Raw genomic sequence first — 14,883 nt, 5'->3', positions numbered from 1 at the left:
CTATCTTTCCCTCATGGCCAGACGACCCAGACCCAAACCCGTAAAACTCTCCGACGCCGCTGCGGCGCGTGTGAAGGAGATCATGGAGGAACGCGGCGCAGGTTACCTGCGCGTCGGCGTGAAGAATGGTGGCTGCGCCGGAATGGAATACGTCATGGACTATGCCATGGCGCCTGAGCCTCTCGATGAGGTGGTTGAGGACAATGGCGTCACCATCCTGATCGACGCGAAGGCCGTCCTATTCCTGCTCGGCAGCGAAGTGGATTTCGAGATGACGCCGCTCCACGAGAAGTTCGTGTTCAACAATCCGAACCAGACCGATGCCTGCGGTTGCGGTGAGAGCGTGACGATCGTCCCGGCCGCGGAGGCGTGACCCTCGCCCTGCCAACGGACGCTGAGCGGTGATCATACGGGGCTTCGATCCGATTTCGGCGCCCGATGCGCAAATCCTCATTCTCGGGAGTATGCCAGGCGTCGCCTCCCTGGAAGCGGGGCAGTACTACGCACATGCGCGGAACGCCTTTTGGCCGATCATGGGTGAGTTGTTCGGGGCAGGTCCGGAAAAGCCTTATGCAGAGCGTAAGGCAATTCTGACAGCCAATGGTGTTGCCGTCTGGGATGTCCTGAAATTCTGCCGCCGGGAAGGTAGCCTGGACGCCAACATCAAGGCCGAAGTCCCTAACGATTTCGCGGCTTTCTTCGCTGATCATCCGCAGATCCGCAGGGTGGGACTGAACGGCGGCAAGGCTGCCAAGAGCTTCCGGAAGTACGCCGGGGCGCATGCTCCGTTTGGAGCGGTGGCGACATTGTTGCCGTCTACCAGTCCCGCATACGCCGCATTGAGCTTGCCCCGGAAGTGCGAGCTTTGGCGGGCGGCGCTGCTGGACCCCGCCGACTAGGCTTTCTTGAATGCGGTGAGGTCCGACATTGTCGGGCTGGCTTCCATTCCTTTCGGAGGGTCGGGGATAAGTATCGCGCGTTTGACGGGGGTGCCGCGGCCTTCGGCGACCAGTTCAGCCGTACGCTGTTCCACCACTTCGGTGAGGCGTTCCATGAACTCGTCTTTCGGTAGATTCCAAGGGATGGGATCGAGGAATTCGATGATGGCGGTCCCGGGACGCTTTTCCTTTTCCTGTTGCTGCCAGTATACGCCGATATTCGTAGCCACCGGAATGACGGGCGCCTGCATGGCCTGCGCCATATGCCAGACACCGGGTTTGTAGCGGAAGTGGTAATCGACCGGGGCGAGATGGCCCTCCGGATAGATCAGAATACGCTGCCCTTCCTTTTTCGCACTTTCCATACCTTCACGGAGCGAAGCGGCTTTGCGCTCACCACCGCCGCAGGTGTCGATCACGATGGCCCCCAGCTTCCGAAGGATGCCGCCGACCAATGGGAACTTTTCAAGGTGGTCACCCGTGACGAAAGCCAATTTGTCGATCTCGGGATAGACAAGATATCCGTCACCCCAACTCTGGTGCTTGCCCGCAACAATAAAGGCGCCGTCAGGTACATTACTCCGGCCTCGGACTTCTTTTCGGATGCCGCAGATATATCGAAGGCTCAGATTGATGGCCCGGGTATAGCTGCGGATGATCCATCGCACAGGCGTATGACCGGGCAGGATCAGGAATGGAACTGACGCAAGCACATAAAGAACTGAAAGAATGTAGTAGACGAGGGTGAACAGGGTACCGCGCATGGCGTGTCTCCTTGACTTGTCTGTGGATTGTCCGTGCTCAGGCAGATCTGAGAACTGCGACCACCGCCCGCGCCATTGCATCGGCATGCTGGGACAGCGGGCCGGGCAGGCGGTTGTAGATCTTGTTGTGACCGGCTTGCATCACCACGCCGAGAGCCATGGCAGCCTTCAGAGCTGGATCCCCTTTTGGAACGATGCCGTCTTTCATCAGTGCGTCAATGATCTGCTCTGTGATCGATACCGGATCATCTTCCCGGCGCTTGTCATGGGGCAGGTATCGGTTCAGCGAGACGAGGTGAAATGAGAACAAGAGGAAGTCTTCATCCGCCAGTTCGCAATATGCCTTCACAGCCGCGTGTACTTTCTCCTCGAGGGTGCCAGGACCCGACAAGGCGGTTTGCATCATCGTGCCAAGGCGATTGTGGGTCTCCATGAACAGGCTTAGTGCCAGTTCGTCCTTGCCCCTGTAGTGTCGATAGAGTGCACCTTCAGAAACGCCGGCTTTTTCGGCGATCTCGCGCGTAGTTGCTGCGTCCACACCTTCATGCACAAACAATTTCAAGGCGGCGCGTTCGATCTTCGGGCGTGCATTACGGGCGCGGGGCTTTTTCTCTGCCGATTTGGAAGTGGCTGCATTTCTTGCCATAAAGAGTCTCCGTTTCGCATTGTGGATTAGTACAGAATCCCGACAAAAGCAAGTGAGTGATCACTAACTATTATGTGCTTGTTTTTCTGGCGGAAACTACGATTTGGCCTCCTATTTGCTTGATGTCGCAGCAATAATCTTAAAAGCGCGCTAGGCCAGCGTGGCTGGCGACAGGAGATTGGGCGTGAACCAACAGGTGGTAGCGGTGGCTGGAGAACATGTGACCCGCAGAAAACCATTACGTGTGGCTGTCCTGAAGGACCGGTACCAAAGCCTGTTTATGAGCCCGCGTTCCTCGCGGCACGATGTGCAGCGCCAATTATTCATACCTTTCAACAAGTTACGCCGGGAGTTGGATGGTTTCACCTACGTGCCCATGCTGCCCGGCGCAGATGTCGTCCATGCCCACAACCGGATACCGCTCGGTTCGCGCCGGATGATCTGTTCGTTCGAAAGCCATATGCCGCGACGGATCGGGTTGCCGGAAGATGGTATGTTTGACCGTTTGATGCTGCATGAAATTACGTCCAACCGGTGCCGTCGATTGGTCGGCATGTCCCATTTTGCAAAGCGCACCACGCTCGCAATGCACGAAGGCAAACCGACATACGACATCATCCGCGCGAAAATGATGGTGCAGCACCCAAATGTAGAGCTTGGGGAAGCGGGTGACCGTCTGGCCGGAGATGACGCTTCTTCGCTCGTTCTCACCTTTCTTGGTGGGCATTTTGGCCGGAAAGGCGGATGCGTTGCCGTACGGATTGCCGAATTGGCTCTGGAACAGGGGTTGCCGGTTCACGTAAACATCATTTCGTCGCTGCAGGCCGGTGAGAGCGTCTGGTGCGACCCGACCGAAGAGGATTTCTTCGAGCCCTATTTTCGTTTGTTGGAACTACCGAATGTTACGCATCATCGCGGCCTGCCAAATGCAGAAGCACGTGAATTGATGGGGAAATCGCATTTCTCGCTTCTGCCGACTTTTGAAGACACTTTTGGCTTCTCAGCTATCGAATCCATGGCCGAGTACACGCCTGTGATCGGCACGGCGGTTTGTGCCTTGCCGGAATTCATCGTTCCCGGCCGCAACGGCTATCTGTTGGAACTCGAACGCACAGACATAGGCCACTGGGTTCGGCCGCATACCAACTTGCGGCATACGCCGGCCTATGCCCAGCATTTCAGGGACACGATTGAAGACCTGGCTCAACAAAGCATCGAATACCTGAAGACTGTCATCGGCAAACCGGAACTGCTTCAGACCATGCGTTCCAATGCACGGCTTACAGCGGAGTCGATGTTCAGTGCTGAGATGGCCGCCAACCGGTGGGATAGTCTATACGAACGCGTTGCAGGCGAAGATGTCCGGTCTCCGGCGGTATGCGATCCGGTTCTCGACCAATCGTCCCCTGAATCCGCAGATTTCCTGTTTCAAGGCGCATCGCCCAGCGTGACGTGATTTGCGCTGCGGTGGAAAGTCGGGCTTATTTTGTGAAAATTCACAGGAGGAAGCCCGATGAAAGTTTCGCTGATTGTACCGCTTCTGTTTACGGCCGCCTGCATGGCGGTACCGGCTGGCTCGGTCGAGGCTGGTCAAGGCAGCGCCTCGCAGACCGTCGCAACGCCCCCCGCGCCTCCGCCACCTCCTTGCCAGGATGAAATATATCATGCCTTCGACTTCTGGCTTGGCAATTGGGATGTCTATGATCCGGCGGGCAATCTCGTTGGTACCAACTCGATCACATCTGCGGAGTCAGGCTGTCTGCTAATCGAACACTGGACCAATACTGGAGGCGGTACCGGGCAGAGCTATAATTTCTACGATCCGGGCACAGGACAGTGGCGACAGCTTTGGGTGAGTGCGGGATCGATCATTGATTATTCGGGCGGGCTGACCGAGGAGGGGGTGATGCGTCTGGAGGGGGAAATCCACGCTCAGGGAACTGGCGCTGTTGCGCCCTTCACCGGTGAGTGGACTCCGAACGATGACGGATCGGTTACACAGCACTTCCGCCAGCAATCAACCGACACGGGCGAATGGTCCGATTCGTTTGTCGGCCGGTATGTGAAACAGGCGAAAGAATAGGCCCTAGGCCTGCAAGTCGATGCGGTAGCTTTCGATCACCGTATTGGCGAGCAGTTTTTCGCACATCTCTTTGACGCGAGTATTGGCGTCCGCTTCGCTAAGACCGTCCTCGAGGTCCAGCTCGATGACCTTGCCGATGCGGGCGCTTTCCACTTCCTTGTAACCCATGCGCGCCAGTGTGTCGGCGACCGCCTTGCCTTGAGGGTCGAGCACGCCGTTCTTCAGGGCAACGTGAACAATGGCTTTCATCCTGTAGTCTCCTGGCGGGGTACGAGTCGCGCTTCGTCTAGCGCAATTGCCTGTCGATTGGAACATTCCCAGCGGCACCGAGGATGCCGGGATTATTTGCCGCTATTGAAGCTGACGACATTATCCGTTTCACCGGATTCCTTGATGATGCCGAGCCGGCGCGCGACTTCGGCATAGGCTTCCGTTACACCGCCGAGGTCGCGGCGGAAGCGGTCCTTGTCCAGCTTGTCACCGGTTTCAAAATCCCACAGGCGGCAGGAGTCGGGGCTGATCTCGTCAGCCAGCAGGATCCGCGGGATCTCGGCGTCGCCTTCGAAATAGCGACCAAACTCCAATTTGAAGTCGATGAGGCGGATACCCACAGCAGCGAACAGGCCAGACATGAAGTCGTTCACACGCAGGGCGAGGGAAATCAGGTCATCATATTCCTGCGGCCCGGCCCAACCGAAGGCCGCGATATGTTCCTCGGTCACCAGCGGGTCGTGTAGCGCGTCGTCCTTGTAGTAGAACTCGACGATCGGGCGGGGCAGGACCTGGCCTTCCTCGATTCCGAGGCGTTTCGCGAGCGAGCCAGCCGCGACATTGCGCACGACGACTTCCAGCGGAATAATCTCGACTTTCTTGATCAGCTGTTCGCGCATGTTGAGGCGGCGAATGAAGTGGGTCGGGATGCCGACACCCGCCAGGCGGGTCATCATGAATTCGCTGATGCGGTTGTTCAGGACGCCCTTGCCATCAAGAACAGCGCGCTTCTGGGCGTCGAACGCCGTCGTGTCATCCTTGAAATACTGGATAAGGGTGCCTGGTTCCGGACCCTCATAGAGGATCTTGGCCTTGCCTTCATACACGACACGCCGTTTGTTCATGGATACACCCCTTTCATGGGCCCCTTTTTCGGGGGCCGGGACGGCTTCATCCGGCTGGAATCGCCACAGCCCCTTCGCTAGCGGCTCCTGTTACGCCAATCCGTCGCGGGAAACAATTATTGCACACACCTTGCTGGGGACTCTATATCCCGCCAAGGTCTACTTATTGGAAAGGTCCTGTGATGAGCACATTCAACGATCGGGAGCGCGCGGAAGAAGCGCGGTTTGCGCTCACCGAGGAGCAACAGTTCAAAGTCATGAACCGGCGCAACAAACTACTGGGCCTTTGGGCCGCCGGCTTGATGGGCATGAGCGAAGATGATGCTGAAGCCTATTCGAAAACGGTGGTCTTGTCTGACCTGGAAGAAGCTGGTGAAGAAGATGTCTTCCGCAAGGTGCGCGCAGACCTCGACCAGGCCAAGACGGGCACGACTGACGCGGAGATTCGCGAGCAGATGGCCGTTCTCCTCCCGGAAGCCCGTTCGCAGGTCATTGACTGATACCTGAGTACTGATTTTACGCTCAGAAAGTGCGGCGCCGGTCTACATCGAGCGGCGTCGTCGCTTTATGCGTATTTATTCGGCCGATGGTGGAAATTTCGTCCCTGATTGGAAGACATCTGAACAACGGCGGGTATTCTCACCGAGGGGCGTGAACGAAATACAGGAATAGTAAGCTGATCCACGGTCGCCGAAGTCCGGTACGCCGTGCCATTGTTGAAGTTGCTTCTTGCCTGTCCAATTGCTGATCATAAGCCGACCGGCACTTTTAGGCAGCTTGGGATCGTTCGGTGGCGTTTGGTAGATCAGTTTGCCATCGACATACCAGCTGATGCCTTCCGGTTTCCAATCGAAGGCATACAGGTGATCTTCTTCCGTAGCGTCGAAGGGAAGCTTGATACGCGCGCTGTGGCCAGTTTCACCCTTATGGAAATAGTTGAGTTCGACGAAACTGGGATTCTTTCCCACGAATTCAATGTCGATCTCGTCGTGCGGATCGCCGAAATATGGACCGGTATAGGTGAAGAAGGCTGAAACCAGGCCCGAGCCCTTTGCGGGCCGCATGATCGTTTCATAACGCCCATAGCCGTAGGAACCGAGCCTCTGCACTTCAGCGAGTGCATAGGGTTTCTCCGGGTCACCTGTTGCGGTCACATCGAGACGCAAACCGTCCGGACCCTCAGATACGTTTTCCCGAACCCAGTCGCCCCCCTGGAAGCTTTTGTCATTGCTATGTTCGGAAATATAGAATTGCGTTTTCGACAGTCCGTTTCCGAGTAAGGAGACGAAGCCCCCGGCGGATTCCAGCAAAGGTGCGTCCGGCATCAGGGTATAGGGACCTTCCCGTCGCGCTGGAAGCGTCTCCTTTCTATTTACCACACCATCAGGCGTCCAGGGAATCACAGGGGCCATGTCTGCGACCCGCGGCGCAGGAAGCCGATTGGCAGTGCCGATCGGCTTTTCCGAGTGAGGCTGGAGTGCCGAAAAAATGGCAATGCAGATGGTAAATGCCAGCACAACCACGGCCACGACAGTGCCGGGCTGCCAGTCCTGCAAGAAATTCTTCAGGCTGCGATCTGAAATATCTGTTGCCATTTGATGGTCCGATCTCAATTCGGGCCATCGCAAGAAACGGGCCATTAGCCCTGTTTCAAAGCCGCCATATTGCGCATCATAAACAGCGGAATTGAGCCGGCTGGTGTGATTGCCCAATCAAGCGGCTGGTCGTGTGGCTCGGCAGGAACCTCATCGATTTGCTGTGCCGCGTAAGCCACAGCGCAGGCGAAAGCCCGCCCGTCAGATCTTAACGTTTCCAGCGCCTGATCATAGTGGCCTTTACCGTAACCGAGGCGGTTCCCTTTCGCGTCGAAGGCCAGGAGCGGCGTCAGGATCAGCGTTGGGTGCGCTTCGGGGGCGTCTTCGGTCGGTTCGCTGAGGCCGAATGGACGCCGCTCAAGCGGCTCTCCGAAGCTCCACAGGCGCCAGGAAACCCCGCCGCCAGGCAACATGCGAGGCAGGCACAGCTCAGCCCCGGCGTCTGCCAACCGCTTCATAAGCGGCATCGGGTCCAGTTCCTCATTGATCGCGACGTAGCCGGATACGACCGGCCCATACCGCTCGAGCAGTTTCATCGGAAACATATCGGCAATCTTCTCTGCAGCATCGGGATCGCGCGCAGCGGCTTCAGCGCGAATGGTGCGCATCCTATGCCGGAGCTGGATCTTGTCGGGCGGAGGAGAGGTCATGCTGCCAGCCTTAGACACCTCCGGGCGGGGCGTCACGTCCTCTTGAACGGTTGACGAGCCTGAAGTGCGCACAAGAACCGCGAACGCCGCAGGGCATATTCACTCCCGTCAACCTAGAGACTAGGTGGGTGCCAGGTGAGACAGGGCCACGGCCCCATCCAGATTGCCAGCTCCCTGACGGTAAGTAAGGTCGCCGGAGATCAGTCCCGTCGCGAGCGCCACAGCCCTTGTGCGAAACCAGATGTAGGCGCGAATGCGCCGGAATGTAAGCGGGTTTATTCTGACGCGACTGCAATGTCGAAAGCCAGCAGGAGTGTGCGCTGCTGAGGATTGAAATTGTCATCGGACACGATCCAGACGCGGGCAATCCCGTTTCCGATGTCCTGAACGGTGATGCCCTCATAATTGTCGACTGCCAGCGGGCGTGTGAGGACGATTTCCTTTTTTCCGCCTTGCCAACTCAACACATTGCGGTTGCCGCGGATGGGGTCATAACTGCGGAACAGCCAGAAGGTCTGATCGGCGGCTCCTATGCGTGCGGTGTCGAAGCCGACAAAGGCATAACCAGCGGGATTCGGCGCCCGCTCATCCGTCCAGCCGGCTTGTTCAAGCCCCGCGACTGCCCCGATTGGCGAATGGCCATTTTCGACAGTTTCGTACCCAAAGAGGATATTGCCTTCCGGCGTGACTGTAAGAGCTTCAGCCCCACGGTTCTTGTCGATCATGCGACCTGCATACGTGTCTGGGAGCAGGCTGACAGTGGCCTCACGCGCTGCTGCGCCGCAGGCATCAAGATTGAACGCAGAAATGCGATGCGTGCGCTCGAAACTGACTATAGCCAGACCATTCCGGACTGCCAGGCCCTCAGCATCACCCAATGATTTGCCTTGGAGCAGGTTTCCGTCGTCTCCCAGCATGTAAGCAAGCTGACCGGTTCCGTCAGGAGCGCCGCCCTCGAGGCCAATCTGGACAAACGCCCCGTCGTCCACCACAGCAAGCAGGTTGCCGTCACCGTCCAGAGCCAGATCGGACAGGCCGCCAAAACTCGAATTGTCTGCTGTCAGTTCCCAGCCACCTATAAAAGACGCCCCATCGGGAATCCGGCTGGCAACATCGTCCGCCGGGCCGAGAGCTATCGGAGTGGCCGAAAAGGCAAGCGGGGTAAACGAGGCATAGCTGGTCCCGGCGGGACATGAGGCCTCTGCCAGCTCGCTGGCAACCGTTTCGAGCGTCCAGGCCGCTCCGGCATCTGGCATGTCGAGTTTCGGCGCTGCCGGCACATCCGGTGTGGCGGTGCAGGTTGCGAGCAGGATCAGTGAGGCGAAGTGGAAGGATGGGCGCAATGTCTGACTCTCGGTTTCAGCAAGCATCTTTCAGGACGATGCGGCAGAAACATGAAGGCTTCGCGAAGAAGTCTGGATTTCAATTGCGAACCCATACAGATGTGATGCATGACGCAAATTCCTCTCGCCCGCCGTTCTCCGGTTCAGCCGGATGCTTGCAACCTCGCCAAAGCGATTGATGCCGTGGGCGACCGCTGGACGCTGCTTATCTTGCGCGCCGCTCTTTACGGGGTCCGCCGCTTCGACGATTTCCAGGCAGAGCTCGGCTGCCCGCGGACGGTTTTGTCGGGACGCCTCAAAAAGCTTGTCGAGGATGGCCTTCTGACCAAGCGCGCCTACAAATCTCCGGGAAAGCGCTCGCGCCCTGAATATGTACTGTCCCCGATGGGGCTGTCGTTGCGGCCGATTCTGATTGGCCTGACCCAGTGGGGTGACGCATGGCTCGGGCAGGGGGAAACGCCGCCGATCAGCTTTACGAAAGCGGGCTCCAAATCGGCGATCCGTGCGGCTTTTGTGGATATTGAGGGGCGAGAAGTACGCCCTGATCAAATCCGCCCCGTCCTCCGCGGATGATTTGTGCAGTGGCACCGAAATTCGGCCTTGCAAAGCCGTCCGCTATGCGCTTAATCACGCCTCTCGGCAGCCCCGGTTGCCGCATACCCTATCAGGACGCGGGCGTAGCTCAGGGGTAGAGCACAACCTTGCCAAGGTTGGGGTCGTGAGTTCGAATCTCATCGCCCGCTCCAGATTTCTTTTCTCAAAACTTCATAAGTCATTGAAAAGCAAGGAATTACTTGCTTTCTCTGCGCATTCGAATCTTTTTCGTGCAATTTTTGGGCTAGAATATTGCTAGAATTTGGGCCATAAAATGCCATGGCCCGACCTCTCGATGGTGATCGATACCTCCGCCAGCGGGCGGGATGGTACTACTACTACCGGCACATTCCGCGTCGGGTTCAACCCTTCTATGAGAGCCAGACGATCCGCCTCGCGCTCAGCACGCAATCGCCCGACATCGCCCGAATGCGCCGGGATGAACTTGTCGAAGCGGATGACGCCTATTGGGCCCAACTCAAGCTCTCGCTTGACCTGGAAAAAGCCGGGCAAGCCATGGACACGGCCCATGCGCGCAAACGCTATGAAATCGCCAAGGCGCGCGCGATGGCGGCGGGCTACACCTATCGCCCCGTGGACCAGCTCGCTGATCCATCCCAGATTGAGGATATCGTCAGGCGCCTACTCACTGTCGAGCAGCAGACCGCATCGGACGGACGTCTGAACGAAGCTGTGGTGAATGCCGTCCTGGGCGGCGTCAGCGAGCCGAAAACGACTGTTTCGGAAGCGATGGATATCTACAAGACGAAGATCGCGCTTGGCGAGTTGCGCAGCAAGTCACCGGCTCAGAAAAAGCTCTGGCACGCCACGAAGGATCGGTCGCTTCGATATTTTGTCGAAGTGATTGGCGACCTGCCTATCGCCGAGATCACACGCGAGCATGCGCAGGCCTATTTCGACTGGTGGAACCAGCAGCTTTCGCCGGACGATCCAGACGAAAAACCGAAGAAACCGAAAACCGCGGCGCGGCACTTCAGCGACATCCGCAAGCTCTACGCCGAGTATTTTCGATACATGGGCGAAGAGGATCGCCAGAACCCGTTCCGCAACATGAACTTCAAGGGCAAGTCGCGGACGGTCATCCCGGCGTTTCCGGATGCCTGGGTGCGCCAGAAGATCCTTATCCGCGGCGCGCTCGATGGCCTGACCGAGGAGCTTCATCTCGTCACCTTCATGCTGATCGAAACCGGATGCCGCCCAAGCGAGATCATCAACCTGCGGTCGGAGGATATTGTTCTGAAAGCAAAGGTCCCGCACATCGCCATCCGGGCGCGGGACGACCGGGAGACCAAGACCGAGACCTCGATCCGCGAAATCCCTCTGGTCGGTGTCGCACTTGAAGCAGCCAAACGCGCGCCGGGCGGATTTCCGCGTTATGTCGACAAATCCAATTCCTTCTCTGCAGCGATGAGCGCGGCCTTCCGCCGCCGCGAGCTCTTCCCGACAGCGGATCATGTCATCTACTCGTTCAGGCATTCCTTCGAGAAGCGGATGCAGGAGGCCAACATCGACTACGCTTTGCGCTGTCTCCTGATGGGGCACAAGCATGACCGGCCTAAATATGGGGATGGCGGCTCGTTGAGCTATCGTCGTGATGAGCTGATGAAGATTGCGCACCCTGTGCCAACGGATTTGTTCGCAGACTTCGACGCAGCGCGCGCGGCCTAGTTTGGGCCGAGAGCGTCTGAACACGGTCGATTTTTTCGGTGAGTGACCTGCGGCGCTCGAAGTCTGCGTCGAGGACTTCGAATAGCGGCAGAAACCTGTCGCCGAACTCAGCAACGATCCGCGCCGCGAGGGCGCGCGCTCGCTCAAGGTCTTCCGTCGAAACCGTCATGCTCGACATGATCAGACAGGACCGCAAGTGCCGCCACCTCGGAACCTCGTGAATGCGCCGGGCGATCGACATGACTTTGCAAGGGTTCGGAAGATGACCGAACGCGCATGCGGCGCATGCTGCAAATTTTGAGCGGTCTTTTGAAAGCGGGCGCGTTTGTACACTGTGGGGATACAGAATCGGGTTTCGTCAAACACAGAACCCGTTCATAAAATTCCCGAACGGGGATAAATTACCCAAAGCAGGCCTAACTTGCCTTCTTCTTCCCGTTCGGGAACATTTTTCTTGACACCGTCGCTTCGATTGTATATCTTCCCGTTCAGGAAGATTGCCATGATTACGACTACAGACATCGGAACCACCATACGCGCCGCACGCAAGGCGCAGGGCCTCCGGCAGGACGAGCTTGCGGCGGCGGCCAATGTCGGCGTGCGCTTTCTGATCGAGCTGGAAGCCGGCAAGGAAACGGCCCAGATTGGCAAGACGCTGGCCGTTCTGGCGGCGCTTGGTATCGACGTTTCGCTTACCTTGCCTGACGGGGATGCTGCGTGACGCGGCGGCTGATCGTCTGGTGGAATTGCGTGCGGGTGGGCGAGCTTGCGCTGAACCAGTACGGCGAACCTGAGTTCACTTATGCAGCTGACTGGCTCGCTATGGCGAATGCGAGGCCAGTATCAGCCTCATTGCCGCTAAAGCCCGAACCCTTCGACCGGCGGGCAACCCTCCCTTTCTTCGAGGGTCTTTTGCCTGAGGCGTCGCAGCGCACCGCGATTGCGCAGGCACTCGGCATCTCCGAGCGAAATGAATTCCGCCTCCTGGAAGAGATTGGCGGCGAGGTCGCGGGCGCGATCGAAGTGTGGCCGGAGGGGTTCGAGCCCTCCTTATCCAGCCCATTAGGCACGTCCCGAATTCTGAGCGATGATGAGCTGGTCGCGCTGATCGACCGGTTACCCACGCGACCCATGCTGGCGGGCGGCGAGGACGGATTGCGGCTTTCGCTCGCTGGCGCGCAGTCGAAACTGCCTGTGATCTATAGAAATGGCCAGATCGCGCTGCCCGCACCGGGGCAGCCAACAACACATATCCTCAAGCCGGAAATCGCCCGGTTTGACGGCACCGCCGAGAACGAGGCCTTCTGCATGCGGCTCGCCCGCGCCATCGGGCTTGATGTGGCCGAAGTTCAGTATCGGACCGTTGGCGACAAGCGTTTCCTGCTGATCGAACGCTATGACCGAAAGGTCGGCGAGAACGGTAAGACCGTTCGTCTCCATCAGGAGGATTTCTGCCAGGCCCTCGGTTTCACCTCTGCGCGCAAATACGCAAGCGATGGCGGGCCGGTCTTTCGGGACTGTTTTGCGCTCGTGCGGCGAGTGACAACCCGGCCTGCGGCTGAAGCTCTCAAGCTACTGGATGCAGCCCTGTTCAACGCGATCATCGGCAATGCCGATGCCCATGCGAAGAATTTCAGCCTGCTCTATCTGCCTGACCGAACGCAGCTCGCACCGCTCTATGATCTTCTCTCCACCATCGCCTATCCGGACCTCAGCCAGCGCTTCGCCATGAAGATCGGCGGACGCCGGACGCTGGAAGAGATTTATTCCGCCGATCTCGACAAGTTTGCGAAGGACATCGAGATACGCGCGCCATTTGTCCGCAAGCGGATGGGAGAAATCGCAGAGGCCATCATTGGGCAATCGGATGGAGTTGCGGTCGCGCTTGTGTTGCCGAATGATCGGCAACAGCGGCTGAATGAGATATGCGCCATTGTGACAGAGCGAGCGAAGTTACTTCTGGATCGGTTCGAGTCCTGATGGATACCGAGTCACCGTTACGCAATATCGAAACTGGTTCGCCCAATATCAGGCTGGCGCGACTCTCCAACTGCGCGATCGCGCTGCTTGAGCATGCCGACAAGAGTGGCGGTCTTGGACTGACGCCTGGGCGTGCGCTCAAGCGAGTGCATGTCGATTGGGCGGCTGAGACTTTCGACTGGCCCGGTTACACAGTCGACGAGCTGTATCGTGTGAACAAAGTGCTCAATGAGGAGGACTTGTTTCCGCTGTGGGTGATCCATCAGCTCTTGCTCGAAACAAAGCATGCTCGTCACGTCAAGAGGCAACTCAGACCGACAAAGATCGGACGGTTACTCATCGGCAATCCCAGCCGCGCTTTCAATGAAATTGTTCCAAGGTTCTTGTTCGACATCGATCATGCCGCGATGGGGCGCGGGCGCTCGGAGATTCCGGGTGAATTGTATGACTATCTCGACATGCTTAATCTTGCGGCAGATGACTGGGTTTCTGTCAAAGACCTGACCGTACAATTGCTCGGTCCATCTCCAATGCAATGGGACTACCGACCTTCATCGCTGTATGTGAACGTCATACGCCCGCTTGTGTGGGCTGGCTTGATGCAGGAATCCGAGGACAGCGCAGGAGATAGGCGCGTCCAGAAATCGTCGCTCTGGCATGCAGCGCTGTCACTGCCTTCCGACAGTATGCGCGTTCATGGGCCCCAACCAAATTGATAGCACGCGGCGGCTAATCATTTCGCACGGTTCCACACCATGACGCCGGTGCCGTCCTTCTCGTTCTCGAAGAATGCTGCGCGCATGGGACTGGTGAAGCTTGGGTCATCCAGCTTGACCGCGAGGTAAGGTGTCTCGCCATCCTTGCTTTCCTGGCGCCAGGCCGCGCCGAGTTCAGCGCCGCCGGCATAGAGCCGGAAGTCTGGGGCGCCGTCTGAGGCCTTGTCACTATTGGGAACAAGCTGAGCTTTGACATTGATGGTCATGGTGCGGATGGTGCCGGTATAGCTGCCATCCTTCAGGGTGAACGTGCCGATCTGTGCCATGGGGTCAGTCTCCTTTGCTGGCGTTGGAATGAAGGGCGCGGCGCGCCCGCTTGAACCCGGCGTCGGACGCCAGGAAGCTTTCGATCATGGCGGGGATCAGCGCTTCGGGCTTTTCCTCCGCGCCATAGGTCTGGCGGTAAATTTCGGCATAGTCGCTGAGCGCGCTGGCGAGCTCAGGATCGACCGACAGGCTCATGCGCACCGGCGTGCGGTCAGGTAATTTGTCGAGACGAAGGGTCATCGTGTGGCTCCTTGTGGATGGGGTCTGAGAATGAGGTCATATGCCGACTTCGGAACTATCCCGTGTTTAATGATCATCTTCTTCCTTTCCGTGGTAATATTGGATTTGTCGGTCGGCATAGTCCGGTGGATCCGGTGCTGAGCGGCGGAGATTTTCCGATGAACAGGGCCTGCAGAAAGCGGTCTGAGCGGTTTCGTGCCAAA

19 protein-coding genes and 1 tRNA gene are annotated in these 14,883 nt (G+C 58.0%); 11 read left to right on the top strand and 9 right to left on the bottom strand.

The window, feature by feature from the left end:
* Window positions 1–13 precede the first annotated feature (13 nt).
* The gene (locus tag R3C98_RS15100) at window positions 14–373 is read left to right on the top strand and encodes a HesB/IscA family protein (RefSeq protein WP_371314903.1); all 360 of its coding nucleotides are present in this window, start codon (window positions 14–16) and stop codon (window positions 371–373) included.
* Window positions 374–401: 28 nt separating this feature from the next.
* The gene (locus R3C98_RS15095) at window positions 402–899 is read left to right on the top strand and encodes a DNA-deoxyinosine glycosylase (protein WP_371314902.1); all 498 of its coding nucleotides are present in this window, start codon (window positions 402–404) and stop codon (window positions 897–899) included.
* Here the strand turns inward: R3C98_RS15095 and R3C98_RS15090 are convergent.
* Both R3C98_RS15090 and R3C98_RS15085 read right to left on the bottom strand, forming a co-directional pair.
* Window positions 896–1,702: a lysophospholipid acyltransferase family protein gene (locus R3C98_RS15090; protein WP_371314901.1), complete on the bottom strand. Its 807-nt coding sequence runs from the start codon at window positions 1,700–1,702 to the stop codon at window positions 896–898. The two genes, R3C98_RS15095 and R3C98_RS15090, sit on opposite strands and share 4 nt — an antisense overlap.
* Window positions 1,703–1,739: 37 nt before the next feature.
* Entirely contained in the window at window positions 1,740–2,348 is a 609-nt protein-coding gene (locus tag R3C98_RS15085) for a TetR/AcrR family transcriptional regulator (RefSeq protein ID WP_371314900.1), read from the bottom strand.
* Between the two features lie 184 nt (window positions 2,349–2,532).
* Here R3C98_RS15085 and R3C98_RS15080 point away from each other — a divergent pair, with 184 nt between their 5' ends.
* Window positions 2,533–3,804, top strand: a complete 1,272-nt coding sequence (locus tag R3C98_RS15080) for a glycosyltransferase family 4 protein (protein WP_371314899.1) — start codon at window positions 2,533–2,535, stop codon at window positions 3,802–3,804.
* A gap of 57 nt (window positions 3,805–3,861) precedes the next feature.
* Complete coding sequence (locus tag R3C98_RS15075; RefSeq protein ID WP_371314898.1) at window positions 3,862–4,431, top strand: hypothetical protein; 570 nt, start codon at window positions 3,862–3,864, stop codon at window positions 4,429–4,431.
* Window positions 4,432–4,434: 3 nt separating this feature from the next.
* On the opposite strand, the gene purS is transcribed toward R3C98_RS15075, so the two are convergent.
* Window positions 4,435–4,680 carry a phosphoribosylformylglycinamidine synthase subunit PurS gene (purS, locus tag R3C98_RS15070; protein WP_371314897.1) on the bottom strand — a complete coding sequence of 82 codons (246 nt, stop codon included), beginning with the start codon at window positions 4,678–4,680 and terminating at the stop codon, window positions 4,435–4,437.
* Window positions 4,681–4,772: 92 nt separating this feature from the next.
* On the bottom strand, window positions 4,773–5,546 hold the full coding sequence (purC, locus tag R3C98_RS15065; RefSeq protein ID WP_290932324.1) for a phosphoribosylaminoimidazolesuccinocarboxamide synthase: 774 nt from the start codon (window positions 5,544–5,546) through the stop codon (window positions 4,773–4,775).
* A 182-nt stretch (window positions 5,547–5,728) separates the two neighbouring features.
* Here purC and R3C98_RS15060 point away from each other — a divergent pair, with 182 nt between their 5' ends.
* A complete protein-coding gene (locus R3C98_RS15060) occupies window positions 5,729–6,046 on the top strand; it encodes a DUF1476 domain-containing protein (protein WP_371314896.1) in 318 nt (105 codons plus the stop codon).
* Window positions 6,047–6,121: 75 nt separating this feature from the next.
* Here R3C98_RS15060 and R3C98_RS15055 read toward each other — a convergent pair whose 3' ends face one another.
* The 3 genes from R3C98_RS15055 to R3C98_RS15045 form a co-directional block, all read right to left on the bottom strand.
* Window positions 6,122–7,141 (bottom strand): family 16 glycosylhydrolase, encoded by a 1,020-nt coding sequence (locus R3C98_RS15055; RefSeq protein ID WP_371314895.1) that lies wholly within the window; start codon window positions 7,139–7,141, stop codon window positions 6,122–6,124.
* Window positions 7,142–7,185: 44 nt separating this feature from the next.
* Window positions 7,186–7,791, bottom strand: coding sequence for a 5-formyltetrahydrofolate cyclo-ligase (locus R3C98_RS15050; RefSeq protein WP_371314894.1), 606 nt, complete (start codon window positions 7,789–7,791; stop codon window positions 7,186–7,188).
* A gap of 275 nt (window positions 7,792–8,066) precedes the next feature.
* On the bottom strand, window positions 8,067–9,161 hold the full coding sequence (locus R3C98_RS15045) for an esterase-like activity of phytase family protein (protein WP_371314893.1): 1,095 nt from the start codon (window positions 9,159–9,161) through the stop codon (window positions 8,067–8,069).
* Between the two features lie 81 nt (window positions 9,162–9,242).
* Here R3C98_RS15045 and R3C98_RS15040 point away from each other — a divergent pair, with 81 nt between their 5' ends.
* From R3C98_RS15040 to R3C98_RS15015, 6 genes are all read left to right on the top strand, one after another.
* Complete coding sequence (locus R3C98_RS15040) at window positions 9,243–9,707, top strand: winged helix-turn-helix transcriptional regulator (RefSeq protein WP_371314892.1); 465 nt, start codon at window positions 9,243–9,245, stop codon at window positions 9,705–9,707.
* A 98-nt stretch (window positions 9,708–9,805) separates the two neighbouring features.
* Window positions 9,806–9,880: transfer RNA gene (locus R3C98_RS15035), tRNA-Gly, on the top strand.
* A gap of 127 nt (window positions 9,881–10,007) precedes the next feature.
* On the top strand, window positions 10,008–11,417 hold the full coding sequence (locus R3C98_RS15030) for a DUF6538 domain-containing protein (RefSeq protein ID WP_371314891.1): 1,410 nt from the start codon (window positions 10,008–10,010) through the stop codon (window positions 11,415–11,417).
* 502 nt (window positions 11,418–11,919) lie between these two features.
* Window positions 11,920–12,138 (top strand): type II toxin-antitoxin system Y4mF family antitoxin, encoded by a 219-nt coding sequence (locus R3C98_RS15025; protein ID WP_371314890.1) that lies wholly within the window; start codon window positions 11,920–11,922, stop codon window positions 12,136–12,138.
* Window positions 12,135–13,397, top strand: coding sequence for a type II toxin-antitoxin system HipA family toxin (locus tag R3C98_RS15020; RefSeq protein ID WP_371314889.1), 1,263 nt, complete (start codon window positions 12,135–12,137; stop codon window positions 13,395–13,397). Before R3C98_RS15025 ends, R3C98_RS15020 begins: the two co-directional genes overlap by 4 nt.
* Window positions 13,397–14,113 carry a hypothetical protein gene (locus R3C98_RS15015; RefSeq protein ID WP_371314888.1) on the top strand — a complete coding sequence of 239 codons (717 nt, stop codon included), beginning with the start codon at window positions 13,397–13,399 and terminating at the stop codon, window positions 14,111–14,113. The genes R3C98_RS15020 and R3C98_RS15015 overlap by 1 nt, the downstream gene beginning before the upstream one ends.
* Window positions 14,114–14,130: 17 nt before the next feature.
* Here R3C98_RS15015 and R3C98_RS15010 read toward each other — a convergent pair whose 3' ends face one another.
* Both R3C98_RS15010 and R3C98_RS15005 read right to left on the bottom strand, forming a co-directional pair.
* Window positions 14,131–14,439: a DUF736 domain-containing protein gene (locus tag R3C98_RS15010; protein ID WP_371314887.1), complete on the bottom strand. Its 309-nt coding sequence runs from the start codon at window positions 14,437–14,439 to the stop codon at window positions 14,131–14,133.
* A 4-nt stretch (window positions 14,440–14,443) separates the two neighbouring features.
* Window positions 14,444–14,680 (bottom strand): DUF2274 domain-containing protein, encoded by a 237-nt coding sequence (locus tag R3C98_RS15005; RefSeq protein ID WP_371314886.1) that lies wholly within the window; start codon window positions 14,678–14,680, stop codon window positions 14,444–14,446.
* Window positions 14,681–14,883: the final 203 nt, after the last annotated feature.

This window comes from Hyphomonas sp. (assembly GCF_041398465.1).
Taxonomy (GTDB): Bacteria; Pseudomonadota; Alphaproteobacteria; order Caulobacterales; family Hyphomonadaceae; genus Hyphomonas.
Note: the sequence above shows the minus strand (reverse complement) of the source record. Positions and strands in the feature narration are given on the sequence as shown.